Here is a 22,955-nt window from a genome sequence, read left to right as displayed (position 1 = left end):
CGATTGTGGCCGAGTTCTACAGCCGCCGCAGGCGCTCCAGGGCGGCGTGCAAGGTGTCCTCGCGCTTGGCAAAGCAAAAGCGCACCACGCGCTGCTCGTAGCCGTTGCCGTAGAAGGCCGACAGCGGGATCGCCGCCACGCCCACGCTGCGCGCCAGCCACTGGCAAAAATCAAGCTCGGGCAGCGCGCTCACGGCGGTGTAATCCACGCACTGGAAGTAGCTGCCCGCGCAGGGCAGCAGGCGCAGGCCCGAGCCCTGCAGCCCCTGGCGGAACAGGTCGCGCTTGGCTTGGTAAAAAGCGGGCAGCTGCAGGTAGGGCGCCGGCGCCTGCAGGTAGGCCGCCAGCCCGTGCTGCATGGGGGTGTTGACGCTAAAGACGCTGAACTGGTGCACCTTGCGAAATTCAGCCATCAGCGCTGCGGGCGCGGCCACGGTGCCCACCTTCCAGCCTGTGACGTGGAAGGTTTTGCCAAAGCTGCTGACGATGAAGGCGCGCTCGGCCAGGCCGGCAAAGCGCGCCGCGCTGTGGTGCGTGGCGCCGTCGAACACCATGTGCTCGTACACCTCGTCAGACAGCAGCAGCACGTTGGTGGGCGCGAGCAGGGCCTCCAGGGCGCGCATGTCGTCGGCGCTCCAGACGCTGGCGCTGGGGTTGTGCGGGCTGTTGATGATGAGCAGGCGCGTGCGCGCCGAAAGCGCTGCGGCGATGCGCTCGAAGTCCGGCGCAAAGCTGCCGGGCGTGAGTGGCACGCGCACGGCGTGGGCCCCGGCCAGGGTGATGGCGGGCACGTAGCTGTCGTAGCAGGGGTCGAGCACGATCACCTCGTCGCCCGGCTGCACGCAGGCGAGGATGGCCGTCAAGATCGCCTGCGTGGCCCCGGCTGTGATGGTTATTTCGGCCTCAGGGCAATAGGAGCGTGCGTGAGTAGCTATTATTTTTGTAGCAACCGCCTGGCGCAGCGCCGCCAGGCCGGGCATGGGTGGGTATTGGTTGTGGCCGGCCTGCATGGCCGCGCTGACGGCGCTGTGCAGCGCTGGGTCGCAGTCGAAGTCTGGAAAGCCCTGGCCGAGGTTGACGGCGCCGCATTCGGCGGCCAGGGCCGACATGGTGCTGAAAATCGTGGTGCCGACGCTGGGCAGGCGGCTGGGAAAGCGCGGGCAGCTCATAGTTCGTAGTCGTGCACGTGCCCGCTCATGGCGCGGGCGACCAGGTCGCGGCTCAGGCGGTCGCTGAGCAGCTCGGCAAATTTGTAGACGAAGTTGCGCAGGTAGGCGCCGCGCTTGAAGGCCACGCGCGCCGAGTTCTGGCCAAACAGGTGGCCCATGGGGCGCACCACCAGGTCGCCCAGCGGGTCCTCGCGCATGGCCATTTCGGCGACGATGCCGATGCCCAGGCCCAGGCGCACGTAGGTCTTGATGACGTCCGAGTCGATGGCTTCGAGCACGATGCGCGGCTGCAGCTTGCGCGCGGCAAAGGCCTGGTCGATCTTGCCGCGCCCGGTGAACGAGGGGTGGTAGGTGATGAGCGCCTCGTGGGCGATGTCGTCGAGGCCGACGCGCTCTTTTTGCGCCAGCGGGTGGCCAGTGGGCAGCACCAGCACGTGCTGCCATTCGTAGCAGGGCAGGGTGACGAGGTCGGGGTAGTCGGACAGCGATTCGGTCGCCATGCCGATTTCGGCCACCTCGTCGAGCACCATGCGCGCAACCTCGTGCGGCGTTGCCTGGTGCAGGCTGATGTGCACCTTGGGATAGGCCTCGCGCAGGCGCGCCACCGGCAGCGGCAACACGTAGCGCGCCTGGGTGTGGGTGGTGGCAATCGACAGGGTGCCGCTGTCTTGCGCGCTGTACTGCTCGCCGATGCGCTTCAAGTTGCCGACTTCGCGCATGATCAGCTCGATGCTCTTGAGCACGTGCTGGCCCGGCTCGGTGATGCGCTTGAGGCGCTTGCCGTGGCGCGCGAAGATGTCCACGCCCAGTTCGTCTTCGAGCTCGATGATGGCCTTGGAGACGCCCGGCTGCGAGGTGTGCAGGGCCTTGGCGGCCTCGGTGAGGTTGAGGTTGCGGCGCGCTGCTTCCTGGACAAAGCGGAACTGGTGCAGATTCATATCGAAAATTTAATAAAAATTTTCTTCATTATGCTGCAAGGTTTTATAGGGCGTCTTCAGCGGCAATTTGTGCCATGAGCAGCGCCATGCGCGGGTCTTCGCCCACGGGGCCCTGGACGTGAAAGCGCACCCCTGGGTGCTGCGCAGCGAGCGCGGCAATCAGCTGCGGCAGGTCTTCGCGGGCGTGCCGGCCTGTGCCTAAAAACATGGGTGTAACGCTTATCTGACAAGCGCCAGCAGCTATCAATTCTGTAGCTGCCTGGGCCAGGTCGGGCTGGCACAGCTCCAGGTAGGCGCAGCGCACGGGCAGTTCTGGGTGCAGCGTGGCCAGGGCTTGGCGCACGGCCTCGATGGGTGCGCGCCACAGCGGGTCGCGCGAGCCATGGGCGAACAGGATCAGGCCACGGCGGCTCATCGTCGCAGCACCAACCAGCCAAAAGCGCCCAGTGAGAGCGCGGAGTAAATCAGCCCCGGCGCCGCCGCCGTCAGCCAGGGCCACCACTGGCGCAGGTTGCCGGCGTAGCCGAACACGGTGTTGAGCATGAAGAAGCTGATGCCTGCCATGACGCCGCCAAAGACGTAGGCAGCAATGCCACCAGAGCGAAAGTGCAGGTAGGCAAAGGGCAGCGCCAGCACCACCATCACCAGGCAGGACAGGGGGTAGAAGACCTTGCGCCAGAACTCGATTTCGTATTTTTGCGCCGACTGGCCGTTGTCTTGCAGGTGGCGGATGTACTGGAATAGCTCGATGGTGGGCATTCGGTCGGGCTTGAGCAGCGCCGCCGACACCATGTCGGCGCTGATGCTGGTGGGCCACAGCAGCTGGGGGCTGTGGCTGACTTCGACGCGTGCCTGGTCGGCGCCGCTGAGCAGGAATTGGCGCTGCTGCACCTGCTCGAGCTCCCAGCCCTGGCCGTCGGCGGCCACCCGGGCCGAGGCGGCACGGATTTGGCGGCTCAGGCGCCCTTGGGCGTCAAAGTCAAAAATGCGCAGATCGAGCATCAGCCCGTCAGGCCCGAGGGCGCGCACGTTGACGGCCAGGGCATGGTCGTCCTGGCGCTCTTTGAGCCAGCCGCCGCTGGCGCTGCCGGTGAGCTCGCCGCGAAAGCGTGCCTTGAGCAGCTGCCCGGTGCGATCCGACAGCGGCGCCAGGTAGTCACCGACGGCAAACGTGATGACGACGAAGATGCCGCCCAGCGCCAAGAGCGTGCCCAGTGCCCGCCCCGGCCCCAGGCCGCTGGTGCGCATGATGGTGAACTCCGAGCTTTGCGCCAGGCTGGCCATGACGTAGATGGTGCCGATCAGCACCGTGATCGGCAGCAGTTCGTAGAGGTAGTTGGGCAGGCGCAGCGCCACCGTCAGCAGGGCGTGCGAGAGCTGGTAGCCGCCGGGCTGGTTGTTCACCCAGCGCAGCTCGTCGATCATGTCGAAGAAGAAAAACAGCGCGAGAAAGCTGATGGTGACGTAGGTGATCGCCAGGGCAGCCTCGCGGTAGATAAAGCGGCGCAGGATTTTCATGCAGTAGCCCCAGTGCGGCCCGCCCCGAGCAGCTGGCGCGGCGACCAGCGGTTGTGGCGCACGGCCAGCGTCAGCAAGGCAAGGCTGAACATGCCGCCGTGCAGCAGCAGCTGCATGGGCAGCAGGCCGATGCGTTCGGCGCCGACCCAGCTCTGGCCCAGGGTCATGAAGTTGTAGTAAACGATGAAGGCAAAGAGCGCAAACACCAGGCTGCTGCTGCGCCCGGCGCGCGGGTTGACACTGGCGACGGCCAGCGCCAGCAGCACCAGGTTGAAGGCGCCCAGGGCCAGCCCCAGGCGCCAGCCAAGTTCGGCGCGCAGCGAGGGCTCGGGGCTTTGCAGCAGCGCTAGCGTGGGCAGGGACTTGGCCATGATTTCTACGATGGCGCTCGGTGTCGTGCTGCGCTCAATGCGGGTGCTGTATTCGGCAAAGCTGCTCAGGCGCAGGGTGGGGCTGTCGGTGCGCGTTTCCATGCGCGAGCCCTGCAGCAAAAAGGCCACGCGTTCGCCGTCGATGATCTCCACCTTGGCGCTGCGCGCCGACGTGACCGATTCGCGCCCATGCTCGTTGGCGGCGATGAAGACGTTGCTGGCCGACTTGTCGTCCGGGCTGTCCTTGTCGATGAAGAACACGCGCGTGCCGTTGGCCGACTCTTGAAATTCGCCCGGGGCGATGCGATCGACGTCGCTGCGCTGTTCGAACTGGGTTTTGAGCGTTTGAATCTGCTCGTTGGCCCAAGGCCACACGCCCAGCGCCAGTACGGCAATCGTCAGCAGTACCGGCCAGGCAAAACGCAGCAGGGGCCCGACCAGGCTGGCCAGGCCGCGCCCGCTGGCAAACCAGATCACCATCTCACTGTCGCGGTACATGCGCGAGAGTGTGCCGACGATGGCAATGAACAGGCTCAGGCTCAAGATGGTGGACAACTGCCCGAGTACGGTAAAGCCCATGATGAGCATCACGTCCGACGGATTGACGTTGCCGCGCGAGGCCTGGCCCAGGGTGCGGATCAGCATCATGGTCATGACCACGGTGACCAGCACCACCAGCGTCGCGCCAAAGCTGCGCGCCAGCTCTTTACGAATAGATGAATCGAATAACATCACGGCCCAAGGAAAACGTCGATTATGAACTTTGAACTCAAGGCCTTGGCGCTGCCGCAAGCCGCCACCGAAAAATGCGACCTGCTGGTGCTGCTGGTGGGCGAGGGGTTCGTCGCTGGCAGTGATCCGCTGTCGGCGCTGGTGGCGCACGCGCTCAAGCACCAGGATTTGGAGCCCCAGCCAGGCAAACTGCTAGAGCTGTACCAGCTGCCCGCCGTGGCCGCGCGCCGCGTGCTGCTCGCTGGCTGCGGCAATGGCAGCGCCAAGGCCGTGCGCCAGGCGCTGCTGGCCTGCGCTGGCGCGTTCAAGGCGGCGGGCGTGGCCCAGGCTCTGGTGTGTTTTGCCCATACGCCCAGCGCTGCGGCGCTGACGGCAGCAGTGCAGGCTGTGGCCGATGCCAGCTACGTGTATACCGCCACCAAGCCCCAGGCCAAGGCGCCGGCGCTGGTGCAGGTGGTGCTGGCCGTGCCCGAGAAAAAATCGCTGCAGGCGGCCTTTGCACAGGGCCAGGCGCTGGCAGCGGGTGTGGCCCTGGCGCGCGAATGGGCCAACCGCCCGGCCAACCACGCCACGCCCACGCTGCTGGCACAGGCGGCGCAGGCGCTCGCTGGCGGGCCGATTGAATGCCAGGTGATGGAGCGGGCCGCGCTGGAAAAACTCGGCATGGGCGCTTTCCTGGCCGTGGCCCAGGGCTCGGCCGAGCCGCTGCGCTTCATCGAGCTGCGCTACCAGGGCGCGGGCAAGAAAGAGGCGCCGGTGGTGCTGGTCGGCAAGGGCATTACGTTTGACACCGGCGGCATCTCGCTCAAGCCTGCCGCCGAGATGGACGAGATGAAATTCGACATGGGCGGCGCTGCCAGCGTGCTGGGCGTGTTCCAGGCGCTGGCGCTGCTGCAGCCGCAGATCAACGTCGTTGGCCTGATCGCCGCTACCGAGAACATGCCGGGTGGTCAAGCCGTCAAGCCTGGCGACGTCGTCACCAGCATGAGCGGCCAGACCATTGAAATCCTCAACACCGACGCCGAAGGCCGCCTGGTGCTGTGCGACGCGCTGACCTACGCCGCCCGCTTCAAGCCGCGCGCCATCATCGACATTGCCACCCTCACCGGCGCCTGCGTGATTGCCCTGGGCGGCGTGCGCAGCGGCTTGTTTGCCAGCTGCGACACGCTCGCTGGCAGCCTGCAGGCCGCTGGCGATGCGGCGCTCGATCCCTGCTGGCGCCTGCCGCTCGACGACGATTACGCCGAGGGGCTCAAGAGCCATTTTGCCGATCTGGCCAACGTCGGCGGGCGCCCGGCGGGCGCCGTGACGGCGGCCAAGTTTTTGCAGCGCTTTGTGGGCGATACGCCCTGGGCGCACCTCGATATTGCCGGCACCGCCTGGAAAAGCGGCGCCGCCAAGGGCGGCACGGGCCGCCCCGTGGGCCTGCTGCTGCAGTACCTGCTCGACAGCGCTGCCGTGGGCAAGGCCGCCAAGCCTAAAGGCAATCCCAAAGCCAAGCCCAAAGCCAAGGCGCAGTGAGCGAGGGCGCCGTGCCAGAGATCGCGTTTCACTTCAACGCCCCCGACAAGCTCGCCTACGCCTGCCGTTTTGCGCGCAAGGCGTTGCAGCGCGAATCCCGCCTGGTGGTGCTGGCGCCGCCAGAGCTGCTGGCGCCGCTCGATGAGCTGATGTGGCATATGCGGCCGCAGGACTTCGTCGCCCATGCGGTCGAGGGCTGCGACGCTGATCTGTGGCGCCTCTCGCCCATTGTGCTGGCCAGCCGCACCGACGATGCGCCGCACCAGGAGATGCTGCTCAACCTCGGGGCTGGCATTCCCAGCGGCTTTGAACGCTTTGCCCGCGTGATCGAAGTCGTCAGTGCCCACGATATGTCCGACCGCCAACAGGCGCGCCAGCGCTGGCGCGACTACCAGGCGCAGGGCTATGGCCTCATTCGCCATGACCTGGTGCTGCAAGGCTCTTGATCCATGACCCAGCCGCCCCCCCGCACCCCGCCGCGTTTTGTGCCCACCTTGACGGAGGTGGTGACGCATACCGCCACTGAGCTGTCGCAGCCGCTGCCCCCGGTGGTGCCTCCAGCGCCCGTAGCGCCTGTAGCGCCGCCAGTGTGGGCGCCCGAGCCTGCAGCGCCGCCGCCAGCCGTGCTGCTGCCCGATTTGCTGCTGACCAGCCCGGCGCCGGCCGTGCCCGAGGGGCTGGAGGAAGACCTGGTGCACCGGGTGTTGCAGCGCGTGGATTTGGTGCTCGACCAGCGTCTGCGCGAAGCCATCGCCATCGTCGTGCAGGAGCAGACGCGTACCATGGTGCAGCGCGTGCGCCAGGAAGTGGAAACCGTGGTGCGCCAGGCCGTCTATGAGGCCGTGGCGCAGGAGCTGCAGGAGCCGTAGCTGGGCGCTTGGGTGGCGCTGCGCGCTTTAGCGCCGCACCTGCAGCGCCCCGGGGTTGACGATGTTCGTCGGCGTGCCCCGAATGAAGTTGACGACGTTGTCAAAGGCCGAGCCGAAATACAGCTCGTAGCTGTCTTGCTCCACCAGGCCGATGTGCGGCGTGCAGATGCAGTTTTCCAGCCGCAGCAGGGCGTGGCCCTGCAAGATGGGTTCGGTGTCGAACACGTCCAGGGCCGCCATGCCGGGGCGGCCCCGGTTCAGGGCGGCGATCAGGGCGTCGGTTTCTATCAGCTCGGCGCGGGCGGTGTTGACCAGCAGTGCCGTCGGCTTCATGAGCGACAAATCCTGCAGCTTGATGACCCCTTGCGTGTCCTCATTGAGGCGCATGTGCAGCGAGAGCACGTCGCTTTGGGCAAAAAATTCTTCGCGCGAGTTGGCCACCTGGTAGCCATCGGCCAGGGCCTGGGCGCGCGAAGCTTCACGCCCCCAGATGCGCACGTTCATGCCAAAGGCGCGGCCATAGCCCGCCACCAGCTGGCCCACGCGGCCATAGCCCCAGATGCCCAGCGTTTTGCCGCGCAGCACATGGCCCAGGCTGAAATTGGGCGGCATGGAGGCAGAGCGCAGCCCCGATTGCTGCCAGGCGCCGTGCTTGAGGTTGGCGATGTACTGCGGCAGGCGGCGCATGGCGGCCATGATGAGGGCCCAGGTCAGCTCCGCTGGCGCCACGGGCGAGCCCACGCCCTCGGCCACGGCCACGCCGCGCTCGGTGCAGGCGTTGACGTCGATGTGGCCCCCGACACGGCCCGTTTGCGCAATGAGCTTGAGCCGGGGCAGCTTTTCTACCAGCTGGCGCGTGATGTGCGTGCGCTCGCGGATGAGGACGATGATGTCGGCATCGCGCAGGCGCACCGAGAGCTGGCCCAGCCCCTTGACGGTGTTGGTGTAGACCTTGGCGGTGTAGGGATCGAGGCGCGTGGCGCAGTGCAGCTTGCGGACGGCGTCCTGGTAATCGTCAAGAATGACAATGTTCATCCCACCATTGTGCCTTGCGGCACTGCAACCAACGGTATCAGCTGAGCAAGGTGTTGCGGATCAGGCCCACGGCCAGGCCCTCGATGGCGAAGGGCTCGCCAGGGCCGACGTGGATGACGGGGTAGTCCGGGTTCTCGGGCAGCAGCTCCACGCCTTGGGCGGTGCGGCGCAGGCGCTTGACGGTGACCTCATCGCCCAGGCGGGCAACGACGATCTGGCCGTTGCGCGCCTCGTGCGTGGATTGCACGGCCAGCAGGTCGCCATCCATGATGCCGATATCGCGCATCGACATGCCGCGCACCTTGAGCAGGTAGTCGGGCTTGTGCGCAAACAGGCTGCTTTCGACGCAGTAGGTTTGATCGACATGTTCCTGCGCGAGAATCGGCGCGCCGGCGGCAACGCGGCCTATGAGGGGCAGCGTGAGCTGCTGCAGGCCGGCAATGGGCAGGCTGAACTGGGTGCCGCGCAGGGCGTTGATGCTGCGCACCGCTTCGCTGCACAGGCGGATGCCGCGCGAGGTGCCGCTGACCAGCTCGATCACGCCTTTGCGCGCCAGCGCCTGCAGGTGTTCTTCGGCGGCGTTGGCCGACTTGAAGCCGAGTTCGGCCGCGATTTCGGCGCGCGTGGGCGGGGCGCCGGTGTGGGCGATGGCGGTTTGGATCAAATCGAGCACCTGCTGCTGGCGGGCGGTGAGTTTGGGCTGGTCGTGCATTCGGGCGGCTCCTGTGCAGGGGTGACCTGGGTTTTATTTCAGTATCTGTATTTTTAAACAGTTTCAAGGGGTGGGCAAGTGAGCGCAGGAAAAATCGTCGTGCTGGGCACGGGCGGCACCATTGCCGGTACGGCGCTGCAGCCCGGGGCGGGCCTGGGCTACCGGGCGGCGCAGCTGTCGGTGCAGGCCCTGCTCGCTGCCGTGCCGGGGCTGGAGCAGGCCGCGCGTGGCCCGCTGGCGATGGAGCAGCTGGCCCAGGTCGATAGCAAGGACATGGATTGGGCCGTCTGGCGCGCCCTGGCGCAGCGCTGCACGCAGCTGCTGGTGAACAGCCAGGTGCGCGCCATCGTCATCACCCACGGCACCGATACGCTGGAGGAAACGGCCTGGTTTTTGCACAGCGTGCTGGCAGCGCGCAAGCCCGTGGTGCTGACCTGCGCCATGCGCCCGGCGACGGCGCTCGCGCCCGATGGGCCGCAAAACCTGCGCGACGCGCTGGCCGTGGCCGCCAGCGCCGGGGTGCAGGGCGTGCTGGTGGTGGCTGCGGGCAGCGTGCACGGCGCGCAGGCCGTGAGCAAGGTGCACCCGTACCGGATCGACGCCTTCAGCTCGGGCGACGATGGCCCCTTGGGCTGGGTCGAAGAGGGGGTGCTGCGCTGGAGGCATAACAGGCCGCTAGCGCTTGTCAATCCAGCGCCAGCAGCTATTAAAAAGATAGTGGACGCCGGGGCTGCGCCGCGCGTGGAGATCGTGCTGAGCCACGCCGGGGCCGATGGCCGCATCGTTGATGCCCTGGTGGCCGATGGCACGCAGGGCATCGTTGTTGCTGCCACGGGTAACGGTACGCTGCACCGCGCCCTGCACGCGGCGCTGGAGCGGGCGCAGCGCGCCGGCGTGGCGGTGCGTGTGGCCACGCGCTGTTCCCTGGGGCAGCTGCTGGTGCAGGCCGACGATCCATTTCCCAGCACCCCGGGCCTGAGCCCGGTGAAGGCGCGCATTGCGCTGCAGCTGCAGCTGCTGGGGGCATAAATAACCCTAAATCCGGCAGTTGATCGCTTGCAACCCTCAATAACATCTTATGGGCTTTGATATTTTTGGCTCCGGTAGCGTTCACCTATTGGGTGAGAGCGCTATGCACCCGCCAGCACCGTGCTGGCCGCGCCATGCTGCGTTGCTCGTCCTTGCGCACAGGAGTGCGCGGCGTCCTCTCGCCTTGCCTGGCACGCCCATCGCCCTGAATTCAGCCGACGGCGTAGCCGGTCGGCTGCGATGAAAAGTTAGACCCGGAGGCAAAAACGGGAAACTCCAGATTTATGATAGGTATGAACTGAGAAAATAAAATATCTCTAATTTATAGCTTCCTGTGCGGCGGCCTTGGCATGAATGGCAGTGGTGTCGAATAATGGAATCACTGTATCTTGCTGATTGATGAGTAGTGATATTTCAGTACATCCAAGAATGATGGCCTCTGCACCTTTTGATGCAAGGATTTTGATGATTCTTTGATATTCATTGCGAGATTCTGATTTGATAATTCCTAAACATAATTCTTCGTAAATGATGCGATGAATTATTTCGCGATCATTTTGTTCAGGAACGATGACGCGAAGGTTATGAGTTGTACTTAAACGGTCGCGATAAAATGGCTGTTCCATTGTAAACCGCGTACCAAGCAAACCAATAGTCGAATAACCAGCTCGTTTAATTTCAGTGGCTGTTGGATCTGCAATATGGAGTAGTGGGATAGTGACTGCCGCTTCAATATGGGGTGTTACTTTGTGCATTGTATTTGTGCACAATACTAAAAAAGATGCCCCTGCCGCTTCTAGTGCGCGAGCAGCGCCTGCCAAGACAGCCCCTGCTGCTTCCCAGTTACCGCAATGCTGAAGTCGCTCAATCTCATCAAAATCAACCGAATAAAGGATGAGTTTTGCAGAGTGCAATCCACCGAGACGTTCCTTCACTATTTCGTTAATTTGACGATAGTAAGGAATCGTTGACTCCCAACTCATACCACCGATAAGACCAATGATCTTCATGGATATTCCTGAGTGAACCAAGTGACGACTAACGCCCTGAATTCAGCCGACGGCGTAGCCGGTCGGCTGCGATGAAAAGTTAGACCCGGAGGCCAAAACGGGAAGCCCCAACTTGACGACGGGCGCGAACTGCGCAAAAGCACAGCGCCACCGAGGCAGCGGAACGCTTGCAAAATGATAGCTGCTTGCGCTTGCTGCGCAAGGGCCAGGGCCCAAAAGGCTTGAAATAGGCAAACTGCCCGCAGGCGAAGCCCGGAGAAACGGCCAGCAAGGCGCTGAATAACGCCTGAGAAACTGAATGCCGTTTGAAAAAGCATGGGCTGAATAAAGCGGCTTCTCTGCGGGACTAACTAACACAGCACTGACGGGCGCATCCAACTGCCGGATTTAGGATAAAAAACCCGCCGCTGGCATGGGGCCGGGGGCGGGTGGGCATTGAGCGATGGGGTTTTAGCCGGCCAGGGCCGAGAGGGCGCGGTCCGTAATCTGCTCGACGCTGCCGGTGCCGCTGATGGCGCGGTACTTGGGCGCGGCGGCCGGGTTTTGCTGGGCCCAGCTGGAGTAGTAATCGACCAGCGGACGGGTCTGGGCGCTGTACACGTCCAGGCGCTTTTTCACGGTTTCTTCCTTGTCGTCCTCGCGCTGCACCAGGTCTTCGCCGGTGACGTCGTCCTTGCCGGCGACCTTGGGCGGGTTGAAGGTGACGTGGTAGGTGCGGCCCGAGGCCGGGTGCGAGCGCCGGCCACTCATGCGCTCGATGATGGCGTCGAACGGCACGTCGATTTCGAGCACGTAGTCGAGCTTGACGCCGGCGGCCTTCATCGCTTCGGCCTGGGGGATGGTGCGCGGGAAGCCGTCGAACAAAAAGCCCTGGGCGCAGTCGGCCTGGGCGATGCGCTCTTTGACGAGGTTGATGATGAGATCGTCGCTGACGAGCTGGCCGGCATCCATCACCGCCTTGGCCTGCAGGCCCAGCGGCGTGCCGGCTTTGACGGCGGCGCGCAGCATATCGCCGGTGGAGATTTGCGGAATGCCGTATTTCTGGCAGATGAAAGCCGCTTGCGTGCCTTTGCCGGCGCCGGGTGCGCCCAACAGGATCAGTCTCATGGAGGTTCCTCGGATGGTATGTAAATCGCGGGGGCTGCTACGAAGTGCAACTCTTGTATAGGACTTGAGAGGATAGCACGCGTAAACCCTGGCCTGGCTTACGCCCGGGCGGTGGCCAGCAGGGCGCGCACGCGTGCCAGATCGGCCGGGGTATCGACCCCCGGGCCTGGCATTTCTGGTGTGATGTGCACGGCAATGCCGTGGCCGTGCCAGAGGGCGCGCAGCTGCTCCAGCGCCTCGATGGCCTCGGTGGGCGCGGGCGTGAGCTGTGGGAACTGGCGCAAGAACCCGGCGCGGTAGCTGTAGATGCCGATGTGGCGCAGCGGTGCAAAGTCGGCGAGCGCTGGCTGCGCCGGCGCGCCCTGCCACCAGGCCTGGCCGGCGTGGTCGCGGGCGCAGGGGATGGGCGCGCGGCTGAAGTACTGCGCCAGGCCGCGCGCGTTGCACACCACCTTGACGACGTTGGGGTTCTCGTACTCGGCCAGGCTGCTCAGGGCGTGGGCCGCCGTGCCCATGCTGGCGCCGGGCTGGGCCGGCAGCAGGGCGGCGACGGCGTCGATGAGCGCGGGGGCCATCAAAGGCTCGTCGCCTTGCACGTTGACGACCACGGCGTCGCCGTCCAGGCCCAGCAGCGTGCAGGCTTGGGCCAGGCGGTCGCTGCCGCTGGGGTGGGCGGCGTCGGTGAGCACGGCCTCGACGCCGTGCGCGGTGCAGGCGGCGAGGATGCGGGCGTCGTCGGCCGCGACCACGGTGCGCGCCGCGCCGCTTTGCTGCGCCTGGCGCGCCACGCGCACCACCATGGGCAGGCCGGCGATGTCGGCCAGGGGCTTGTCCGGCAGGCGGCTCGATGCCATGCGCGCCGGAATCAGGACGGTGAAGCTCATGCCTGCTGCAGTTCTTCGTCGCTCAGCGGGCGGGCTTCGTTTTCGAGCAGCACCGGAATGCCGTCGCGCACCGGGTAGGCCAGGCGCGCGCTGCGCGAGACCAGCTCCTGGCGTTCGCGGTCATAGGTGAGGGGGCCTTTGGTGACGGGGCAGACCAGCAGTTCGAGCAGTTTGGTATCCATGGCGGCTTGGGCAAAAAATCAAGGAGGGGATGATAGCGAGGCGTCGAGCAGCGTCCAAAAGCCCTCGGGCAACACCAGCTCCAGCCCCACGGCCAGCGCCTGGGGTTCGCTCAGCCAGAGTTTAACGGCGTCTTTTTCGGTGCAAATCAGGGTGTAGGGCTTATCTGGAGCGCGCTGCCAGCTATCAAAATCATAGTGATCGGGCAGCGCCTGGGTGTGCGCCAGCTGCAGCCCCTGGGCGCGCAGCATGGCAAAGAATTCCTCCGGCCGCGCCACGGCCGCCAGGGCCTGCAGCGGCTGGCCGCGCAGCGCCTGCAGCGGCCAGCGCTGGCCCTGGGCGTCGTAGGCGCAGGGCGCCAGGCGCCGCTGCAGGGCAAAGGCGGGGGCGCTGCTGCCGGGCGGGGGCTGGGCGCCGCTGTAGAGCAGGGCGCTGACGCGGCGCGGCCAGGGTTCGCGCAGCGGGCCGGCGGGCAGCAGCCAGCCGTTGCCCAGGCCCTCGTCGTTGAACACGCAAATTTCGACGTCGCGCGCGAGCGCCAGGTGCTGCAGGCCGTCGTCGCACACCAGGATGTTGATCTCGGGGTGCGCCGCGCGCAGCGCGCAGGCCGCCTGGTAGCGCGTGGGCGCGACGTACACCGGCACGCCGCTGCGCCGGGCGATCAGCGCCGGCTCGTCGCCGACTTCGCTGGCCAGGCTGTCGGGCCGGGCCGGGCGGCAATCGCGGCCCTGGCGCCCGTAGCCGCGCGAGATCACGCCCGGGTGCCAGCCGCGTGCGCGCAGGTGTTCGACGATGGCCAGGGTGACCGGGGTTTTGCCGGCGCCGCCAGCAATCACGTTGCCGACGACGATGACGGGCACGTCCACCCGCTGCGTGCGCAGCCAGCCGCGCTGGTAGAGCGCGCCGCGCAGGCGCACCAGCGCGCCGTAGAGCTGGGCCAGCGGCCACAGCGCCAGTGCCAGCGGCCCGCGCTGGCGCCAGGCGCGGCGCAGGCGATCGGACGCGGGCATGGGGCGAAAAATCAGCGGCCCGCGCTGGCGGCGGATTGGGTGGCGAAGGTGATTTGCGTCAGGCCGACGCGGCGCGCGGCCTCCATCACCGTGATGACGGACTGGTGCGGCGCCATGGCGTCGGCGCTGATGATGACCACCGAGCCGCTGCCGGCCTTGCCGGCCTGCTGCAGCGCCTGGGCGATGGCGTCCACGCCCTTGCCCTCGACGCCGGCCTTGTTGACGGCGTAGCGGCCATCGGCGGCGACGGCGACGATGACTTCCTTGGGATAGTCGCGCTGCTGCTCGGCGTCGGCCACGGGCAGGGTCAGCTGCAGCTCGGTGAACTTGCTGTAGGTGGTGGTCAGCATCAGGAAGATGAGGATCACCAGCAGCACGTCGATGAAGGGGATCAGGTTGATCTCCGGCTCTTCCTTGGTGCGGGGGCGAAAGTTCATGGCGGGGCCGGGCCTTTTACTTGCGCACGCGGCCCAGGTGGCGCACGAACTGCTCGGCGGCGAGTTCGAGTGTCAGCAGGTACTCATCGACGCGGCTGCGGAAGTAGCGCCAGAAGATCAGCGCCGGGATGGCGACGATCAGACCGAAGGCGGTGTTGTAGAGCGCCACGGAAATGCCGTGCGCGAGCTGCGCCGGGTTGCCGCCGGTGCTGGTGCCGCCTTGCGAACCAAAAATTTCGATCATGCCGATGACGGTGCCCAAAAGGCCCAGCAGCGGCGCCGCCGAGGCGATGGTGGCCAGGGCGTTGAGGTATTTTTCCAGGCGGTGCGCCACGCTGCGCCCGGCGCTCTCCATGGCGGCGCGCAGCTCAGCCTCGGAGCTTTGCGGCTGGGCGATGAGGGCGCGCAGGCCGCTGGCAAGCACCTCGCCCAGGGCCGAGTTCTGCGCCAGCTGGTTCACGGTGTCGGGCGTGGGCAGGCCCTTGCTGGAGACGGCAATGGCCTCGTCGAGCAGTTTCGGGGGCGCAACGCGCGCCGTTTTCAGGGCCAGAAAACGCTCGGCGACGAGCGCCAGCGCCAGGACGGAGCAGGCAACCAGGGGCCAAATCGGCCAGCCTGCGGCTTGTATGATCGACAGCAAAATTCTCTCTCCGCACGAATGAGGGCAACGGGCGATTATCGCCCAGCACGCTGCCCCGGCGCCCTGGCGGCAGCCACGGTTGCAGACGGTTGCAGACCGGGGCCAGCGCCGCAGCAGAACCCACAGAACCTGTGGATAACTTTGTGGATGACTGTAGGGATAGAGCCCGCAAAGCCGCGCCAAATCAGGCTTTGGACAGATTGATGAAAAAACGCTCAGCAAAAAACACCGTGAAATCAACAACTTGCACCTATTTGCTGGCGCTGCGCGGGGGGCGTGCGCCCTGGCTGCAGCGGGCGTCGGCACTGTGGAGTATCCCGGCGGGGGTAGCCCATGCCTGAGGCCGCAAACCCAGGCCTGGCGCGGCCCGTGTGGGCCGTGGGCGCGCTGTGCCAGGCGGTGGGCGACGCGCTGCAGGCGCGCTTCAACCCGGTGCTGGTGCGTGGCGAGATTTCGGGCTTTGCACGCGCGGCCAGCGGGCATTGCTATTTTTCGCTCAAGGACGCGCAGGGCCAGCTGCGCTGCGCCATGTTCAAGCGCGCCGCCAGCGGCCTTGATTTTGTGCCGCGCGATGGCGAGCTGGTGCAGCTGCACGGGCGGCTCGATGTCTATCCGCAGCGCGGCGATCTGCAGCTCATCGTCGAGCGCCTGGAGCGCGCCGGCCAGGGCGCGCTGTTCGAGCAGTTTGTGCGCCTCAAAGCCCAGCTCGAAGCCGAGGGCCTGTTCGACGCCGCGCGCAAGCGCAGCCTGCCGGCGCTGCCGCGCGGCATTGGCGTCGTCACCTCGCCGGGGGCGGCCGCCTGGCACGATGTCGTCACCGCCTTGCAGCGGCGCGTGCCGCACATTCCGGTGCTGCTCGTGCCGGCCCTGGTGCAGGGCGCGCAGGCGCCGGCGTCGCTGTGCCAGGCGCTATCAAAAATGTATCTGCTGGCGCAGTCTGGACAAGGGCTGGCGGCTGAAACCTCCCCCGAATTCCCGATCGACGTGATTTTGCTCGTGCGCGGCGGCGGTTCGATGGAAGACCTCTGGGCCTTCAACGACGAGCAGCTCGCGCGCACCATCGTGCAAAGCCCGGTGCCGCTGGTGTGCGGCGTCGGCCACGAGACGGACTTCACCATCGCCGATTTTTGCGCCGACCTGCGCGCGCCCACGCCCACGGCGGCGGCAGAGCTGGCAGCGCCGCCGCGTGCCGACTGGCTCGGCGCCCTGCAATGGCAGCAAGAGCGGCTGCAGGCCGGGCTGCAGCGCCAGCTCGATGCGCGTGCGCAGCGCCTGGACATGGCGGCGCAGCGCCTGGGCCGGCCCTCGGCCCTGGTGGCGCGCCAGCAGCTGCAGCTGCAGCGCCAGGGGCAGCGGCTGCGCCAGGCGGTGCTATTGAAAATGCAGCAGCTGGCGCAATCCCAGCAAGCCCTGGCGGCAAAAATTCCTCCGAGCCTGGCGCGGGGGCTGGAGCGCCAGCGCGCGCCGCTGGAGCAGCTGGCGCTGCGCCTGCAGCTGCTGGCGCCGCAGCGCGTGCTCGAACGCGGCTACGCCCTGCTGGCCGACGACCAGGGCAAGAGCGTCACCAGCGCCGCCCAGGTGCGCCCCGGTGCGCCGCTGCGCGCGCAGCTCGCAGATGGCTGCATCGACCTGACGGTGGTGCCGCCGCGCCTGCTCTAGGCGGATGGGGGTTTGCGCCGGCGCCTGCAGAGTTGGCGGCTTCTTCCTACAATGGCTCGTTTCGCGCAAGGCATTTGTCTTATTCGTCTTGTTTGTCTTGCATCAACGATAACTTCGACCACGAGGAACCCACCATGGAACACACCCTGCCGCCGCTGCCCTACGCCATCGACGCCCTGGCCCCGCACTACAGCCAGGAAACGCTGGAGTACCACCATGGCAAGCACCACAACGCCTATGTGGTGAACCTCAACAACCTGCAAAAAGGCACCGAATTCGAGGGCATGACGCTCGAAGAGATCGTGAAAAAGTCCAGCGGCGGCATCTACAACAATGCCGCGCAAATCTGGAACCACAGCTTCTTCTGGAACTGCATGACCCCCGGTGGCGGCGCCGAGCCCACGGGCGCGCTGGCTGCCGCCATCAACGCCAAGTGGGGCAGCTACGCCGCCTTCAAGGAAGCCTTCGTCAAGAGCGCCGTGGGCAACTTTGGCTCGGGCTGGACCTGGCTGGTGAAGAAGGCTGATGGCTCGGTCGATATCGTCAACACCGGCGCCGCCGGCACGCCCCTGACCACCGCCGACAAGGCCCTGCTGACGGTGGACGTGTGGGAACACGCCTACTACATCGACTACCGCAACCTGCGCCAGAAGTTCGTCGAGACCTTCTTCTCGAACCTGGTGAACTGGAAGTTTGCCGAGGCCAACTTCGCCTAAGCCGTTCAGCCCTTGAACACCAGGCCCAGGGGCCCGGGGAGCGATTCCCGGGCCCCTGGGCTTTTTTGCGTCTGCCACCGTTGCAACTCTTATAGAAGACTTACGGTTTTTGGGTGGGGATTGCGGCTAAAATTTTGTATCGTGATAGCCGATTGCGGATTGCGTGAAAAACACGTAGCCTGTAGCGCGCTATTGCAGCAAACCTTGTAAGCCATGGCCTGGTAGCACTCATCCCCGCTGCCCGGTTGCGAGTCGGCCCCTAGATCGCTGTTTTTTCACCCAAGAGAGACACCAGATGAGCACCCAACAACCCACCATCATCTACACCCTGACCGACGAAGCCCCGCGCCTGGCCACGGCCTCGTTCCTGCCGATCGTGCGCGCGTTTGCCGGCCAGGCCGGCATCAACGTTGCCGAGAGCGACATCTCGGTCGCCAGCCGCGTGCTGGGCCAGTTTCCTGAATGCCTGACGCCCGAGCAGCGCGTGGCCGACAACCTGGCGGCGCTGGGCCAGCTGACCTTGAAGCCCGAGGCCAACATCATCAAGCTGCCCAACATCAGCGCCTCGGTGGCCCAGCTCAAGGCGGCCATCAAGGAACTGCAGGACAAGGGCTACAAGATTCCGGACTTCCCCGAAAACCCCAGCAGCGAGGAAGAAAAAGCCATTCGCGCCAAGTACAACAAGTGCATTGGCTCCTCGGTCAACCCGGTGCTGCGCGAGGGCAACTCGGACCGCCGCGCGCCGCGCGCCGTCAAGGAATACGCGCGCAAGAACCCGCACAGCATGGGCGAGTGGAGCCAGGCGTCGCGCTCGCACGTCTCGCACATGCACCACGGCGACTTCTACCACGGCGAAAAGTCGATGACGCTGGACAAGGCGCGCGACGTGAAGATGGAGCTCATCACCAAGAGCGGCAAGACCATCGTCTTGAAGCCCAAGGTCAGCCTGCAAGAGCGCGAGGTCATCGACTCCATGTTCATGAGCAAGAAGGCGCTGGTGGCCTTCTATGAAAAGGAGATCGAGGACGCGCGCAAGACCGGCGTCATGTTCTCGCTGCACGTCAAGGCGACGATGATGAAGGTGTCGCACCCCATCGTCTTTGGCCACTGCGTGAAAATTTTCTACCGCGACGCCTTTGCCAAGCACGCCAAGCTGTTTGAAGAATTGGGCGTGAACGTGAACAACGGCATGGTCGATCTGTACAACAAGATCGCCACCCTGCCGCAGAGCCTGCAAGACGAGATCAAGGCCGACCTGCACGCCTGCCACGAGCACCGCCCGGAGCTGGCCATGGTCGATTCGGCCAAGGGCATCACCAACTTCCACTCGCCCAACGACGTCATCGTCGATGCCTCCATGCCCGCCATGATCCGCAACAGCGGCAAGATGTGGGGCGCGGACGGACGCCTCAAGGACGTCAAGGCCGTGATGCCCGAATCGACCTTCGCCCGCATCTACCAGGAGATGATCAACTTCTGCAAGTGGCACGGCGCGTTCGACCCCAAGACCATGGGCACGGTGCCCAACGTCGGCCTGATGGCGCAGCAGGCCGAGGAATACGGCAGCCACGACAAGACCTTTGAAATCACCGAAGACGGCGTGGCCAACATCACCGACCTGGCCACCGGCGAGGTGCTGATGAGCCAGAACGTGGAAGAGGGCGACATCTGGCGCATGTGCCAGGTGAAAGATGCCGCCATCCGCGACTGGGTCAAGCTCGCCGTCACGCGCGCGCGCCAGTCCGGGATGCCCGTCGTCTTCTGGCTCGACTCGTACCGCCCGCACGAAGCCCAGCTCATCACCAAGGTCAAGATGTACCTGCACGAGCACAACACGCAGGGCCTCGATATCCAGATCATGAGCCAGGTGCGCGCCATGCGCTACACCCTGGAGCGCGTCATCCGTGGCCTGGACACCATCAGCGCCACCGGCAACATCCTGCGCGACTACCTGACCGACCTGTTCCCCATCATGGAACTGGGCACCAGCGCCAAGATGCTCTCCATCGTCCCGCTGATGGCCGGCGGCGGCATGTACGAAACCGGCGCCGGCGGCTCGGCACCCAAGCACGTGCAGCAGCTGGTGGAAGAAAACCACCTGCGCTGGGACAGCCTGGGCGAGTTCCTGGCCCTGGCGGTGAGCCTGGAAGACCTGGGGATCAAGAACGGCAACGCCCGCGCCCAGCTTCTGGCCAAGACGCTCGACGCCGCCACCGGCAAGCTGCTGGACAACAACAAGAACCCCAGCCCGCGCACCGGCCAGCTCGACAACCGGGGCAGCCAGTTCTACCTTGCCATGTACTGGGCGCAAGAGCTGGCAGCGCAAACCGAAGACGCCGCGCTGGCGGCCCAGTTCGCGCCCCTGGCCAAGGCCCTGGCCGACCACGAGGCCCAGATCGTCGATGAGCTCAACAGCGTGCAGGGCAAGGCCGTGGACATTGGCGGCTACTACCTGCCCGACCTGGCCAAGCTCGACGCCGTGATGCGCCCGAGCCAGACCTTGAACGCCGCCCTGGCTGCGCTCAAAGCCTAAGAGGCAGCAGTCTGTACCCCAAGCCGCCCGCCCGGGCGGCTTTTTTATGGGCAAATCAGGCTAAAAAGCGCTTGTAGAGCGCTTGCAGGCAGTGTGAGCAGCTATCGTTTAAATAGCACACCGCCCAGCTTGGCGCCGGCCTGGATGCCGCGTTTGGCAAACCAGCCCTGGTTCATCTCCAGCACGTAGCGCACGGGCTCGGCCGAGCAGTGCGAATCTTCGCTGCGTGGCTTCATGTCGGCCAGGTTGACGATGCGGCCATCGTCGGCGACGAAGGCGGCGGTCAGGGGCAGCAGGGTGTTCTTCATCCAGAAGCACTGCACACCGGGCTGCTCGAAGACGAACAACATGCCTTCTTGCGCCGGCATCTCGCGCCGGAACATGAGGCCCACTTCACGCTCGCGTGGCGCGCTCGCCACCTGGGCGTCGATGCGGTACATGCCGGCCGTGAGCGCGGTGCGCGGCAAATCCATTTGGGGGGCGTTTTGGGCCTGGGCCGGGGCGGCGCAAACCAGGCAAAGCACAAGGCCAAGGCGGGCAAAAGAAGGGGAAGACATAAGGAGGCAGGGGCTGTGGTGGCTGCCGATTGTGCGGTTTTTTGTGGCTAGAATTTCTGCGCTGCACCCCCCGAGGGCCGCGCAGCGTTTGTTTGGCCCTTGCCCTGCTACGGAGACTTTCGCGCATGACCACTTACCAGCACATTCAAGTACCCACCGAGGGCCAAAAAATCACCGTCAACGCCGACATGTCGCTCAACGTGCCGGCCCAGCCCATCATCCCTTTCATCGAGGGCGATGGCACCGGGGTGGACGTCACGCCGGTGATGCGCAAAGTGGTGGATGCAGCCGTCGCCAAATGCTACGGCGGGCAGCGCAAGATTGCCTGGATGGAGGTGTTTGCTGGCGAAAAAGCCACCCGCGTCTACGGCCCCGACGTCTGGCTGCCCGAGGAAACCATGGCCGCCGTGCGCGACTACGTCGTCTCCATCAAGGGCCCGCTGACGACGCCGGTGGGCGGCGGCATCCGCTCGCTCAACGTCGCGCTGCGCCAGGAGCTTGATCTGTACGTCTGCCTGCGCCCGGTGCGCTACTTCCAGGGCGTGCCTTCGCCCCTGAAAGAGCCCGAGAAGACCGACATGGTGATCTTCCGCGAGAACTCCGAAGACATCTACGCCGGTATCGAGTTCGAGGCCGGCTCAGAGAAGGCGAAAAAGCTCATCGCCTTCTTGCAAGATGAATTTGGCGTGAAGAAAATCCGCTTCCCCGCCACCTCCGGCATCGGCGTCAAGCCCGTCTCCAGCGAAGGCACGCAGCGCCTGGTGCGCAAGGCCATCCAGTACGCCATCGACAACGACAAGCCCAGCGTCACCTTGGTGCACAAGGGCAACATCATGAAGTACACCGAAGGGGGCTTTCGCGACTGGGGCTACCAGCTGGCGGCGCAGGAGTTTGGCGCCACGCTGATCGACGGCGGCCCCTGGATGCGTCTGAAAAACCCCAAAACCGGGCGCGAGATCACCATCAAAGACAGCATTGCCGACGCCTTCCTGCAGCAAATCCTGCTGCGCCCGGCCGAGTACAGCGTGATTGCCACGCTCAACCTCAATGGCGACTACATCTCCGACGCCCTGGCGGCGCAGGTGGGCGGTATCGGCATTGCCCCGGGCGCCAACCTGTCGGACAGCGTCGCCATGTTCGAGGCCACCCACGGCACGGCGCCCAAGTACGCGGGCAAGGATTACGTCAACCCCGGCTCGCTCATCCTCAGCGCCGAGATGATGCTGCGCCACATGGGCTGGAGCGAGGCCGCCGACCTGCTCATCAGCGCCATGGAAAAAGCCATCCAGAGCAAAAAGGTCACCTACGACTTTGCGCGCCTGATGGAGGGCGCCACCCAGGTCAGCTGCTCGGGCTTTGGTCAGGTCATGATCGGCGCCATGTAAGCCCTGGCCCCCGGCCAGGAATGAAAAAACCGTGCCCGGCAGCGTTTGCCGGGCACGGTTTTTTTGTGCCTTGATGCAGCAGGATCAGGCGCGCACGGTGGCGTTGCTCTCTTGCGTGCGCTGGATCAGCTGGTCGTAGCCAATGAGTGCGGCCATGCTGATGGCGGCCATGCCGGCCACCATGGGCAGGTCCAGGGAGCTGATGACGCCAAAGCCCAACGGGGTGGCAAAGCGCTCGGTCGTGGGGGCGGTGCAGACGAAATCGGCCGCTTCCATGGCGGTGTAGTGCATGGCGCAGACGGCCACGCCCATCAGGCTCGAAGCCACGCCGCGCAGTGCCACCGAGGCCGAGCGAAACGCCAGCCACAGTGCCACGCTCGCTGCCACGATGGCAATCACCACCGACAGGGCGATGATGCTCCAGTCCCAGGTGATGTAGCCCGGAAAGCGCAGGCCAAACATGCCCAGGTAATGCATAAAGGCAATGCCCAGCCCAAGCAGGCCACCGGCGGTGAGCAGGCGGGCATGGTCATTGGGGTTTTTGGCCACAAAAGCCAGGGCCATGCCCGTGGCAATGACTGCAGCGAGCAGCGAGACCACGGTTTCAAACGCCGAGTAACCCGAGCCCATGCCCAGGTTCAGCGCCAACATGCCAGTGAAGTGCATCGACCACACACCAATACCGCCGAGCGAGACACTGGCTGCAATCAGGTTGAGCATGTGCATCTGCCCTTTTTTCTGGATGCGCTGCGCCGCCGTGAGGGCAACGAAAGAGCCGATGACGGCGATGATGTAAGACAGGGCGACAAGGCCGAAGTTGTACGAAGTTTGGGTAATTTCGCCCAGAGGGATGTTGGTGTTCATGGGAAAGGGCCACCCTTGTCCAGTGCAGTGCCCCAGGGGGTGCTTGGCAAAGGCTTGATGTAAATCAGAAAGCCGGTGAA

26 protein-coding genes are annotated in these 22,955 nt (G+C 65.4%); 8 read left to right on the top strand and 18 right to left on the bottom strand.

Annotated elements, in window-relative coordinates:
* Positions 1–16: 16 nt before the first annotated feature.
* From G7045_RS06745 to lptF, 5 genes are read right to left on the bottom strand one after another with little or no spacing between them, the layout of a single operon-like run.
* The gene (locus G7045_RS06745) at positions 17–1,168 is read right to left on the bottom strand and encodes a pyridoxal phosphate-dependent aminotransferase (protein WP_166158929.1); all 1,152 of its coding nucleotides are present in this window, start codon (positions 1,166–1,168) and stop codon (positions 17–19) included.
* Complete coding sequence (locus G7045_RS06740; protein WP_166158928.1) at positions 1,165–2,106, bottom strand: CysB family HTH-type transcriptional regulator; 942 nt, start codon at positions 2,104–2,106, stop codon at positions 1,165–1,167. Before G7045_RS06740 ends, G7045_RS06745 begins: the two co-directional genes overlap by 4 nt.
* Positions 2,107–2,149: 43 nt before the next feature.
* Positions 2,150–2,521, bottom strand: coding sequence for a sirohydrochlorin chelatase (locus G7045_RS06735; RefSeq protein ID WP_166158927.1), 372 nt, complete (start codon positions 2,519–2,521; stop codon positions 2,150–2,152).
* The gene (gene lptG, locus G7045_RS06730; protein WP_166158926.1) at positions 2,518–3,624 is read right to left on the bottom strand and encodes an LPS export ABC transporter permease LptG; all 1,107 of its coding nucleotides are present in this window, start codon (positions 3,622–3,624) and stop codon (positions 2,518–2,520) included. The genes G7045_RS06735 and lptG overlap by 4 nt, the downstream gene beginning before the upstream one ends.
* A complete protein-coding gene (lptF, locus tag G7045_RS06725) occupies positions 3,621–4,727 on the bottom strand; it encodes an LPS export ABC transporter permease LptF (protein WP_166158925.1) in 1,107 nt (368 codons plus the stop codon). Before lptF ends, lptG begins: the two co-directional genes overlap by 4 nt.
* 24 nt (positions 4,728–4,751) lie before the next feature.
* On the opposite strand from lptF, the gene G7045_RS06720 reads away from it, so the two are divergent.
* The 3 genes from G7045_RS06720 to G7045_RS06710 are packed head-to-tail and all read left to right on the top strand — an operon-like array spanning position 4,752 to position 7,117.
* Positions 4,752–6,248, top strand: a complete 1,497-nt coding sequence (locus G7045_RS06720) for a leucyl aminopeptidase (RefSeq protein ID WP_166158924.1) — start codon at positions 4,752–4,754, stop codon at positions 6,246–6,248.
* A gap of 11 nt (positions 6,249–6,259) precedes the next feature.
* Positions 6,260–6,694, top strand: a complete 435-nt coding sequence (locus G7045_RS06715) for a DNA polymerase III subunit chi (RefSeq protein ID WP_166158923.1) — start codon at positions 6,260–6,262, stop codon at positions 6,692–6,694.
* A 3-nt stretch (positions 6,695–6,697) separates the two neighbouring features.
* On the top strand, positions 6,698–7,117 hold the full coding sequence (locus tag G7045_RS06710) for a hypothetical protein (protein ID WP_166158922.1): 420 nt from the start codon (positions 6,698–6,700) through the stop codon (positions 7,115–7,117).
* Between the two features lie 27 nt (positions 7,118–7,144).
* Here G7045_RS06710 and G7045_RS06705 read toward each other — a convergent pair whose 3' ends face one another.
* Both G7045_RS06705 and lexA read right to left on the bottom strand, forming a co-directional pair.
* Positions 7,145–8,152, bottom strand: a complete 1,008-nt coding sequence (locus G7045_RS06705; RefSeq protein ID WP_166158921.1) for a D-2-hydroxyacid dehydrogenase family protein — start codon at positions 8,150–8,152, stop codon at positions 7,145–7,147.
* A gap of 37 nt (positions 8,153–8,189) precedes the next feature.
* Positions 8,190–8,864 (bottom strand): transcriptional repressor LexA, encoded by a 675-nt coding sequence (gene lexA, locus G7045_RS06700; RefSeq protein WP_166158920.1) that lies wholly within the window; start codon positions 8,862–8,864, stop codon positions 8,190–8,192.
* Between the two features lie 78 nt (positions 8,865–8,942).
* Between lexA and G7045_RS06695 the strand changes: the two genes are divergently transcribed.
* The gene (locus tag G7045_RS06695; RefSeq protein ID WP_166158919.1) at positions 8,943–9,893 is read left to right on the top strand and encodes an asparaginase; all 951 of its coding nucleotides are present in this window, start codon (positions 8,943–8,945) and stop codon (positions 9,891–9,893) included.
* A 211-nt stretch (positions 9,894–10,104) separates the two neighbouring features.
* On the opposite strand, the gene G7045_RS14900 is transcribed toward G7045_RS06695, so the two are convergent.
* From G7045_RS14900 to G7045_RS06655, 9 genes are all read right to left on the bottom strand, one after another.
* Entirely contained in the window at positions 10,105–10,188 is an 84-nt protein-coding gene (locus G7045_RS14900; protein WP_370521760.1) for a DUF1010 domain-containing protein, read from the bottom strand.
* Between the two features lie 22 nt (positions 10,189–10,210).
* Positions 10,211–10,903, bottom strand: a complete 693-nt coding sequence (locus tag G7045_RS06690; RefSeq protein WP_166158918.1) for an aspartate/glutamate racemase family protein — start codon at positions 10,901–10,903, stop codon at positions 10,211–10,213.
* Positions 10,904–10,945: 42 nt separating this feature from the next.
* The gene (locus G7045_RS06685) at positions 10,946–11,260 is read right to left on the bottom strand and encodes a DUF1010 domain-containing protein (RefSeq protein WP_240919304.1); all 315 of its coding nucleotides are present in this window, start codon (positions 11,258–11,260) and stop codon (positions 10,946–10,948) included.
* 93 nt (positions 11,261–11,353) lie between these two features.
* Entirely contained in the window at positions 11,354–12,010 is a 657-nt protein-coding gene (gene adk, locus G7045_RS06680) for an adenylate kinase (protein WP_166158917.1), read from the bottom strand.
* Between the two features lie 98 nt (positions 12,011–12,108).
* The gene (kdsB, locus tag G7045_RS06675) at positions 12,109–12,894 is read right to left on the bottom strand and encodes a 3-deoxy-manno-octulosonate cytidylyltransferase (protein ID WP_166158916.1); all 786 of its coding nucleotides are present in this window, start codon (positions 12,892–12,894) and stop codon (positions 12,109–12,111) included.
* The gene (locus tag G7045_RS06670) at positions 12,891–13,076 is read right to left on the bottom strand and encodes a Trm112 family protein (RefSeq protein ID WP_166158915.1); all 186 of its coding nucleotides are present in this window, start codon (positions 13,074–13,076) and stop codon (positions 12,891–12,893) included. The genes kdsB and G7045_RS06670 overlap by 4 nt, the downstream gene beginning before the upstream one ends.
* Positions 13,077–13,094: 18 nt before the next feature.
* Positions 13,095–14,084, bottom strand: a complete 990-nt coding sequence (lpxK, locus tag G7045_RS06665; RefSeq protein WP_166158914.1) for a tetraacyldisaccharide 4'-kinase — start codon at positions 14,082–14,084, stop codon at positions 13,095–13,097.
* A gap of 11 nt (positions 14,085–14,095) precedes the next feature.
* Positions 14,096–14,521, bottom strand: coding sequence for a biopolymer transporter ExbD (locus G7045_RS06660; protein ID WP_166158913.1), 426 nt, complete (start codon positions 14,519–14,521; stop codon positions 14,096–14,098).
* A 16-nt stretch (positions 14,522–14,537) separates the two neighbouring features.
* Positions 14,538–15,161 (bottom strand): MotA/TolQ/ExbB proton channel family protein, encoded by a 624-nt coding sequence (locus tag G7045_RS06655; protein ID WP_166158912.1) that lies wholly within the window; start codon positions 15,159–15,161, stop codon positions 14,538–14,540.
* 333 nt (positions 15,162–15,494) lie between these two features.
* Here G7045_RS06655 and xseA point away from each other — a divergent pair, with 333 nt between their 5' ends.
* The 3 genes from xseA to G7045_RS06640 all read left to right on the top strand — a co-directional run bounded on the left by xseA (position 15,495) and on the right by G7045_RS06640 (position 20,069).
* Positions 15,495–16,820 (top strand): exodeoxyribonuclease VII large subunit, encoded by a 1,326-nt coding sequence (gene xseA, locus G7045_RS06650; RefSeq protein ID WP_166158911.1) that lies wholly within the window; start codon positions 15,495–15,497, stop codon positions 16,818–16,820.
* 134 nt (positions 16,821–16,954) lie between these two features.
* Positions 16,955–17,536, top strand: a complete 582-nt coding sequence (locus G7045_RS06645; protein WP_166158910.1) for a superoxide dismutase — start codon at positions 16,955–16,957, stop codon at positions 17,534–17,536.
* Positions 17,537–17,831: 295 nt separating this feature from the next.
* Positions 17,832–20,069, top strand: coding sequence for an NADP-dependent isocitrate dehydrogenase (locus G7045_RS06640; RefSeq protein ID WP_166158909.1), 2,238 nt, complete (start codon positions 17,832–17,834; stop codon positions 20,067–20,069).
* A gap of 101 nt (positions 20,070–20,170) precedes the next feature.
* Here G7045_RS06640 and G7045_RS06635 read toward each other — a convergent pair whose 3' ends face one another.
* Positions 20,171–20,626, bottom strand: coding sequence for a DUF192 domain-containing protein (locus G7045_RS06635; protein WP_166158908.1), 456 nt, complete (start codon positions 20,624–20,626; stop codon positions 20,171–20,173).
* Between the two features lie 125 nt (positions 20,627–20,751).
* On the opposite strand from G7045_RS06635, the gene icd reads away from it, so the two are divergent.
* Positions 20,752–22,011, top strand: a complete 1,260-nt coding sequence (gene icd / locus G7045_RS06630; protein ID WP_166158907.1) for an NADP-dependent isocitrate dehydrogenase — start codon at positions 20,752–20,754, stop codon at positions 22,009–22,011.
* 84 nt (positions 22,012–22,095) lie between these two features.
* Here icd and G7045_RS06625 read toward each other — a convergent pair whose 3' ends face one another.
* Positions 22,096–22,875, bottom strand: coding sequence for an MHYT domain-containing protein (locus G7045_RS06625; protein ID WP_166158906.1), 780 nt, complete (start codon positions 22,873–22,875; stop codon positions 22,096–22,098).
* Positions 22,876–22,955: the final 80 nt, after the last annotated feature.

The organism is Acidovorax sp. HDW3, from assembly GCF_011303755.1.
In the GTDB taxonomy this organism is placed as follows: domain Bacteria; phylum Pseudomonadota; class Gammaproteobacteria; order Burkholderiales; family Burkholderiaceae_C; genus Paenacidovorax.
The sequence above is the reverse complement of the archived record's forward strand: the minus strand, read 5'-3'. Positions and strand labels throughout refer to the sequence as shown.

Coding starts and splice junctions, on each gene's coding strand:
- lexA (WP_166158920.1), bottom strand. CDS start 8,864: ATGCACGACCAGCCCAAACTCACCGCCCGCCAGCAGCAGGTGCTCGAT.
- G7045_RS06670 (WP_166158915.1), bottom strand. CDS start 13,076: ATGGATACCAAACTGCTCGAACTGCTGGTCTGCCCCGTCACCAAAGGC.
- G7045_RS06625 (WP_166158906.1), bottom strand. CDS start 22,875: ATGAACACCAACATCCCTCTGGGCGAAATTACCCAAACTTCGTACAAC.
- kdsB (WP_166158916.1), bottom strand. CDS start 12,894: ATGAGCTTCACCGTCCTGATTCCGGCGCGCATGGCATCGAGCCGCCTG.
- G7045_RS06705 (WP_166158921.1), bottom strand. CDS start 8,152: ATGAACATTGTCATTCTTGACGATTACCAGGACGCCGTCCGCAAGCTG.
- adk (WP_166158917.1), bottom strand. CDS start 12,010: ATGAGACTGATCCTGTTGGGCGCACCCGGCGCCGGCAAAGGCACGCAA.
- icd (WP_166158907.1), top strand. CDS start 20,752: ATGACCACTTACCAGCACATTCAAGTACCCACCGAGGGCCAAAAAATC.
- xseA (WP_166158911.1), top strand. CDS start 15,495: ATGCCTGAGGCCGCAAACCCAGGCCTGGCGCGGCCCGTGTGGGCCGTG.
- G7045_RS06690 (WP_166158918.1), bottom strand. CDS start 10,903: ATGAAGATCATTGGTCTTATCGGTGGTATGAGTTGGGAGTCAACGATT.
- G7045_RS06720 (WP_166158924.1), top strand. CDS start 4,752: ATGAACTTTGAACTCAAGGCCTTGGCGCTGCCGCAAGCCGCCACCGAA.
- G7045_RS06645 (WP_166158910.1), top strand. CDS start 16,955: ATGGAACACACCCTGCCGCCGCTGCCCTACGCCATCGACGCCCTGGCC.
- lpxK (WP_166158914.1), bottom strand. CDS start 14,084: ATGCCCGCGTCCGATCGCCTGCGCCGCGCCTGGCGCCAGCGCGGGCCG.
- G7045_RS06660 (WP_166158913.1), bottom strand. CDS start 14,521: ATGAACTTTCGCCCCCGCACCAAGGAAGAGCCGGAGATCAACCTGATC.
- lptG (WP_166158926.1), bottom strand. CDS start 3,624: ATGAAAATCCTGCGCCGCTTTATCTACCGCGAGGCTGCCCTGGCGATC.
- G7045_RS06635 (WP_166158908.1), bottom strand. CDS start 20,626: ATGTCTTCCCCTTCTTTTGCCCGCCTTGGCCTTGTGCTTTGCCTGGTT.
- G7045_RS06745 (WP_166158929.1), bottom strand. CDS start 1,168: ATGAGCTGCCCGCGCTTTCCCAGCCGCCTGCCCAGCGTCGGCACCACG.
- G7045_RS06740 (WP_166158928.1), bottom strand. CDS start 2,106: ATGAATCTGCACCAGTTCCGCTTTGTCCAGGAAGCAGCGCGCCGCAAC.
- G7045_RS06735 (WP_166158927.1), bottom strand. CDS start 2,521: ATGAGCCGCCGTGGCCTGATCCTGTTCGCCCATGGCTCGCGCGACCCG.
- G7045_RS06710 (WP_166158922.1), top strand. CDS start 6,698: ATGACCCAGCCGCCCCCCCGCACCCCGCCGCGTTTTGTGCCCACCTTG.
- G7045_RS06640 (WP_166158909.1), top strand. CDS start 17,832: ATGAGCACCCAACAACCCACCATCATCTACACCCTGACCGACGAAGCC.
- lptF (WP_166158925.1), bottom strand. CDS start 4,727: ATGTTATTCGATTCATCTATTCGTAAAGAGCTGGCGCGCAGCTTTGGC.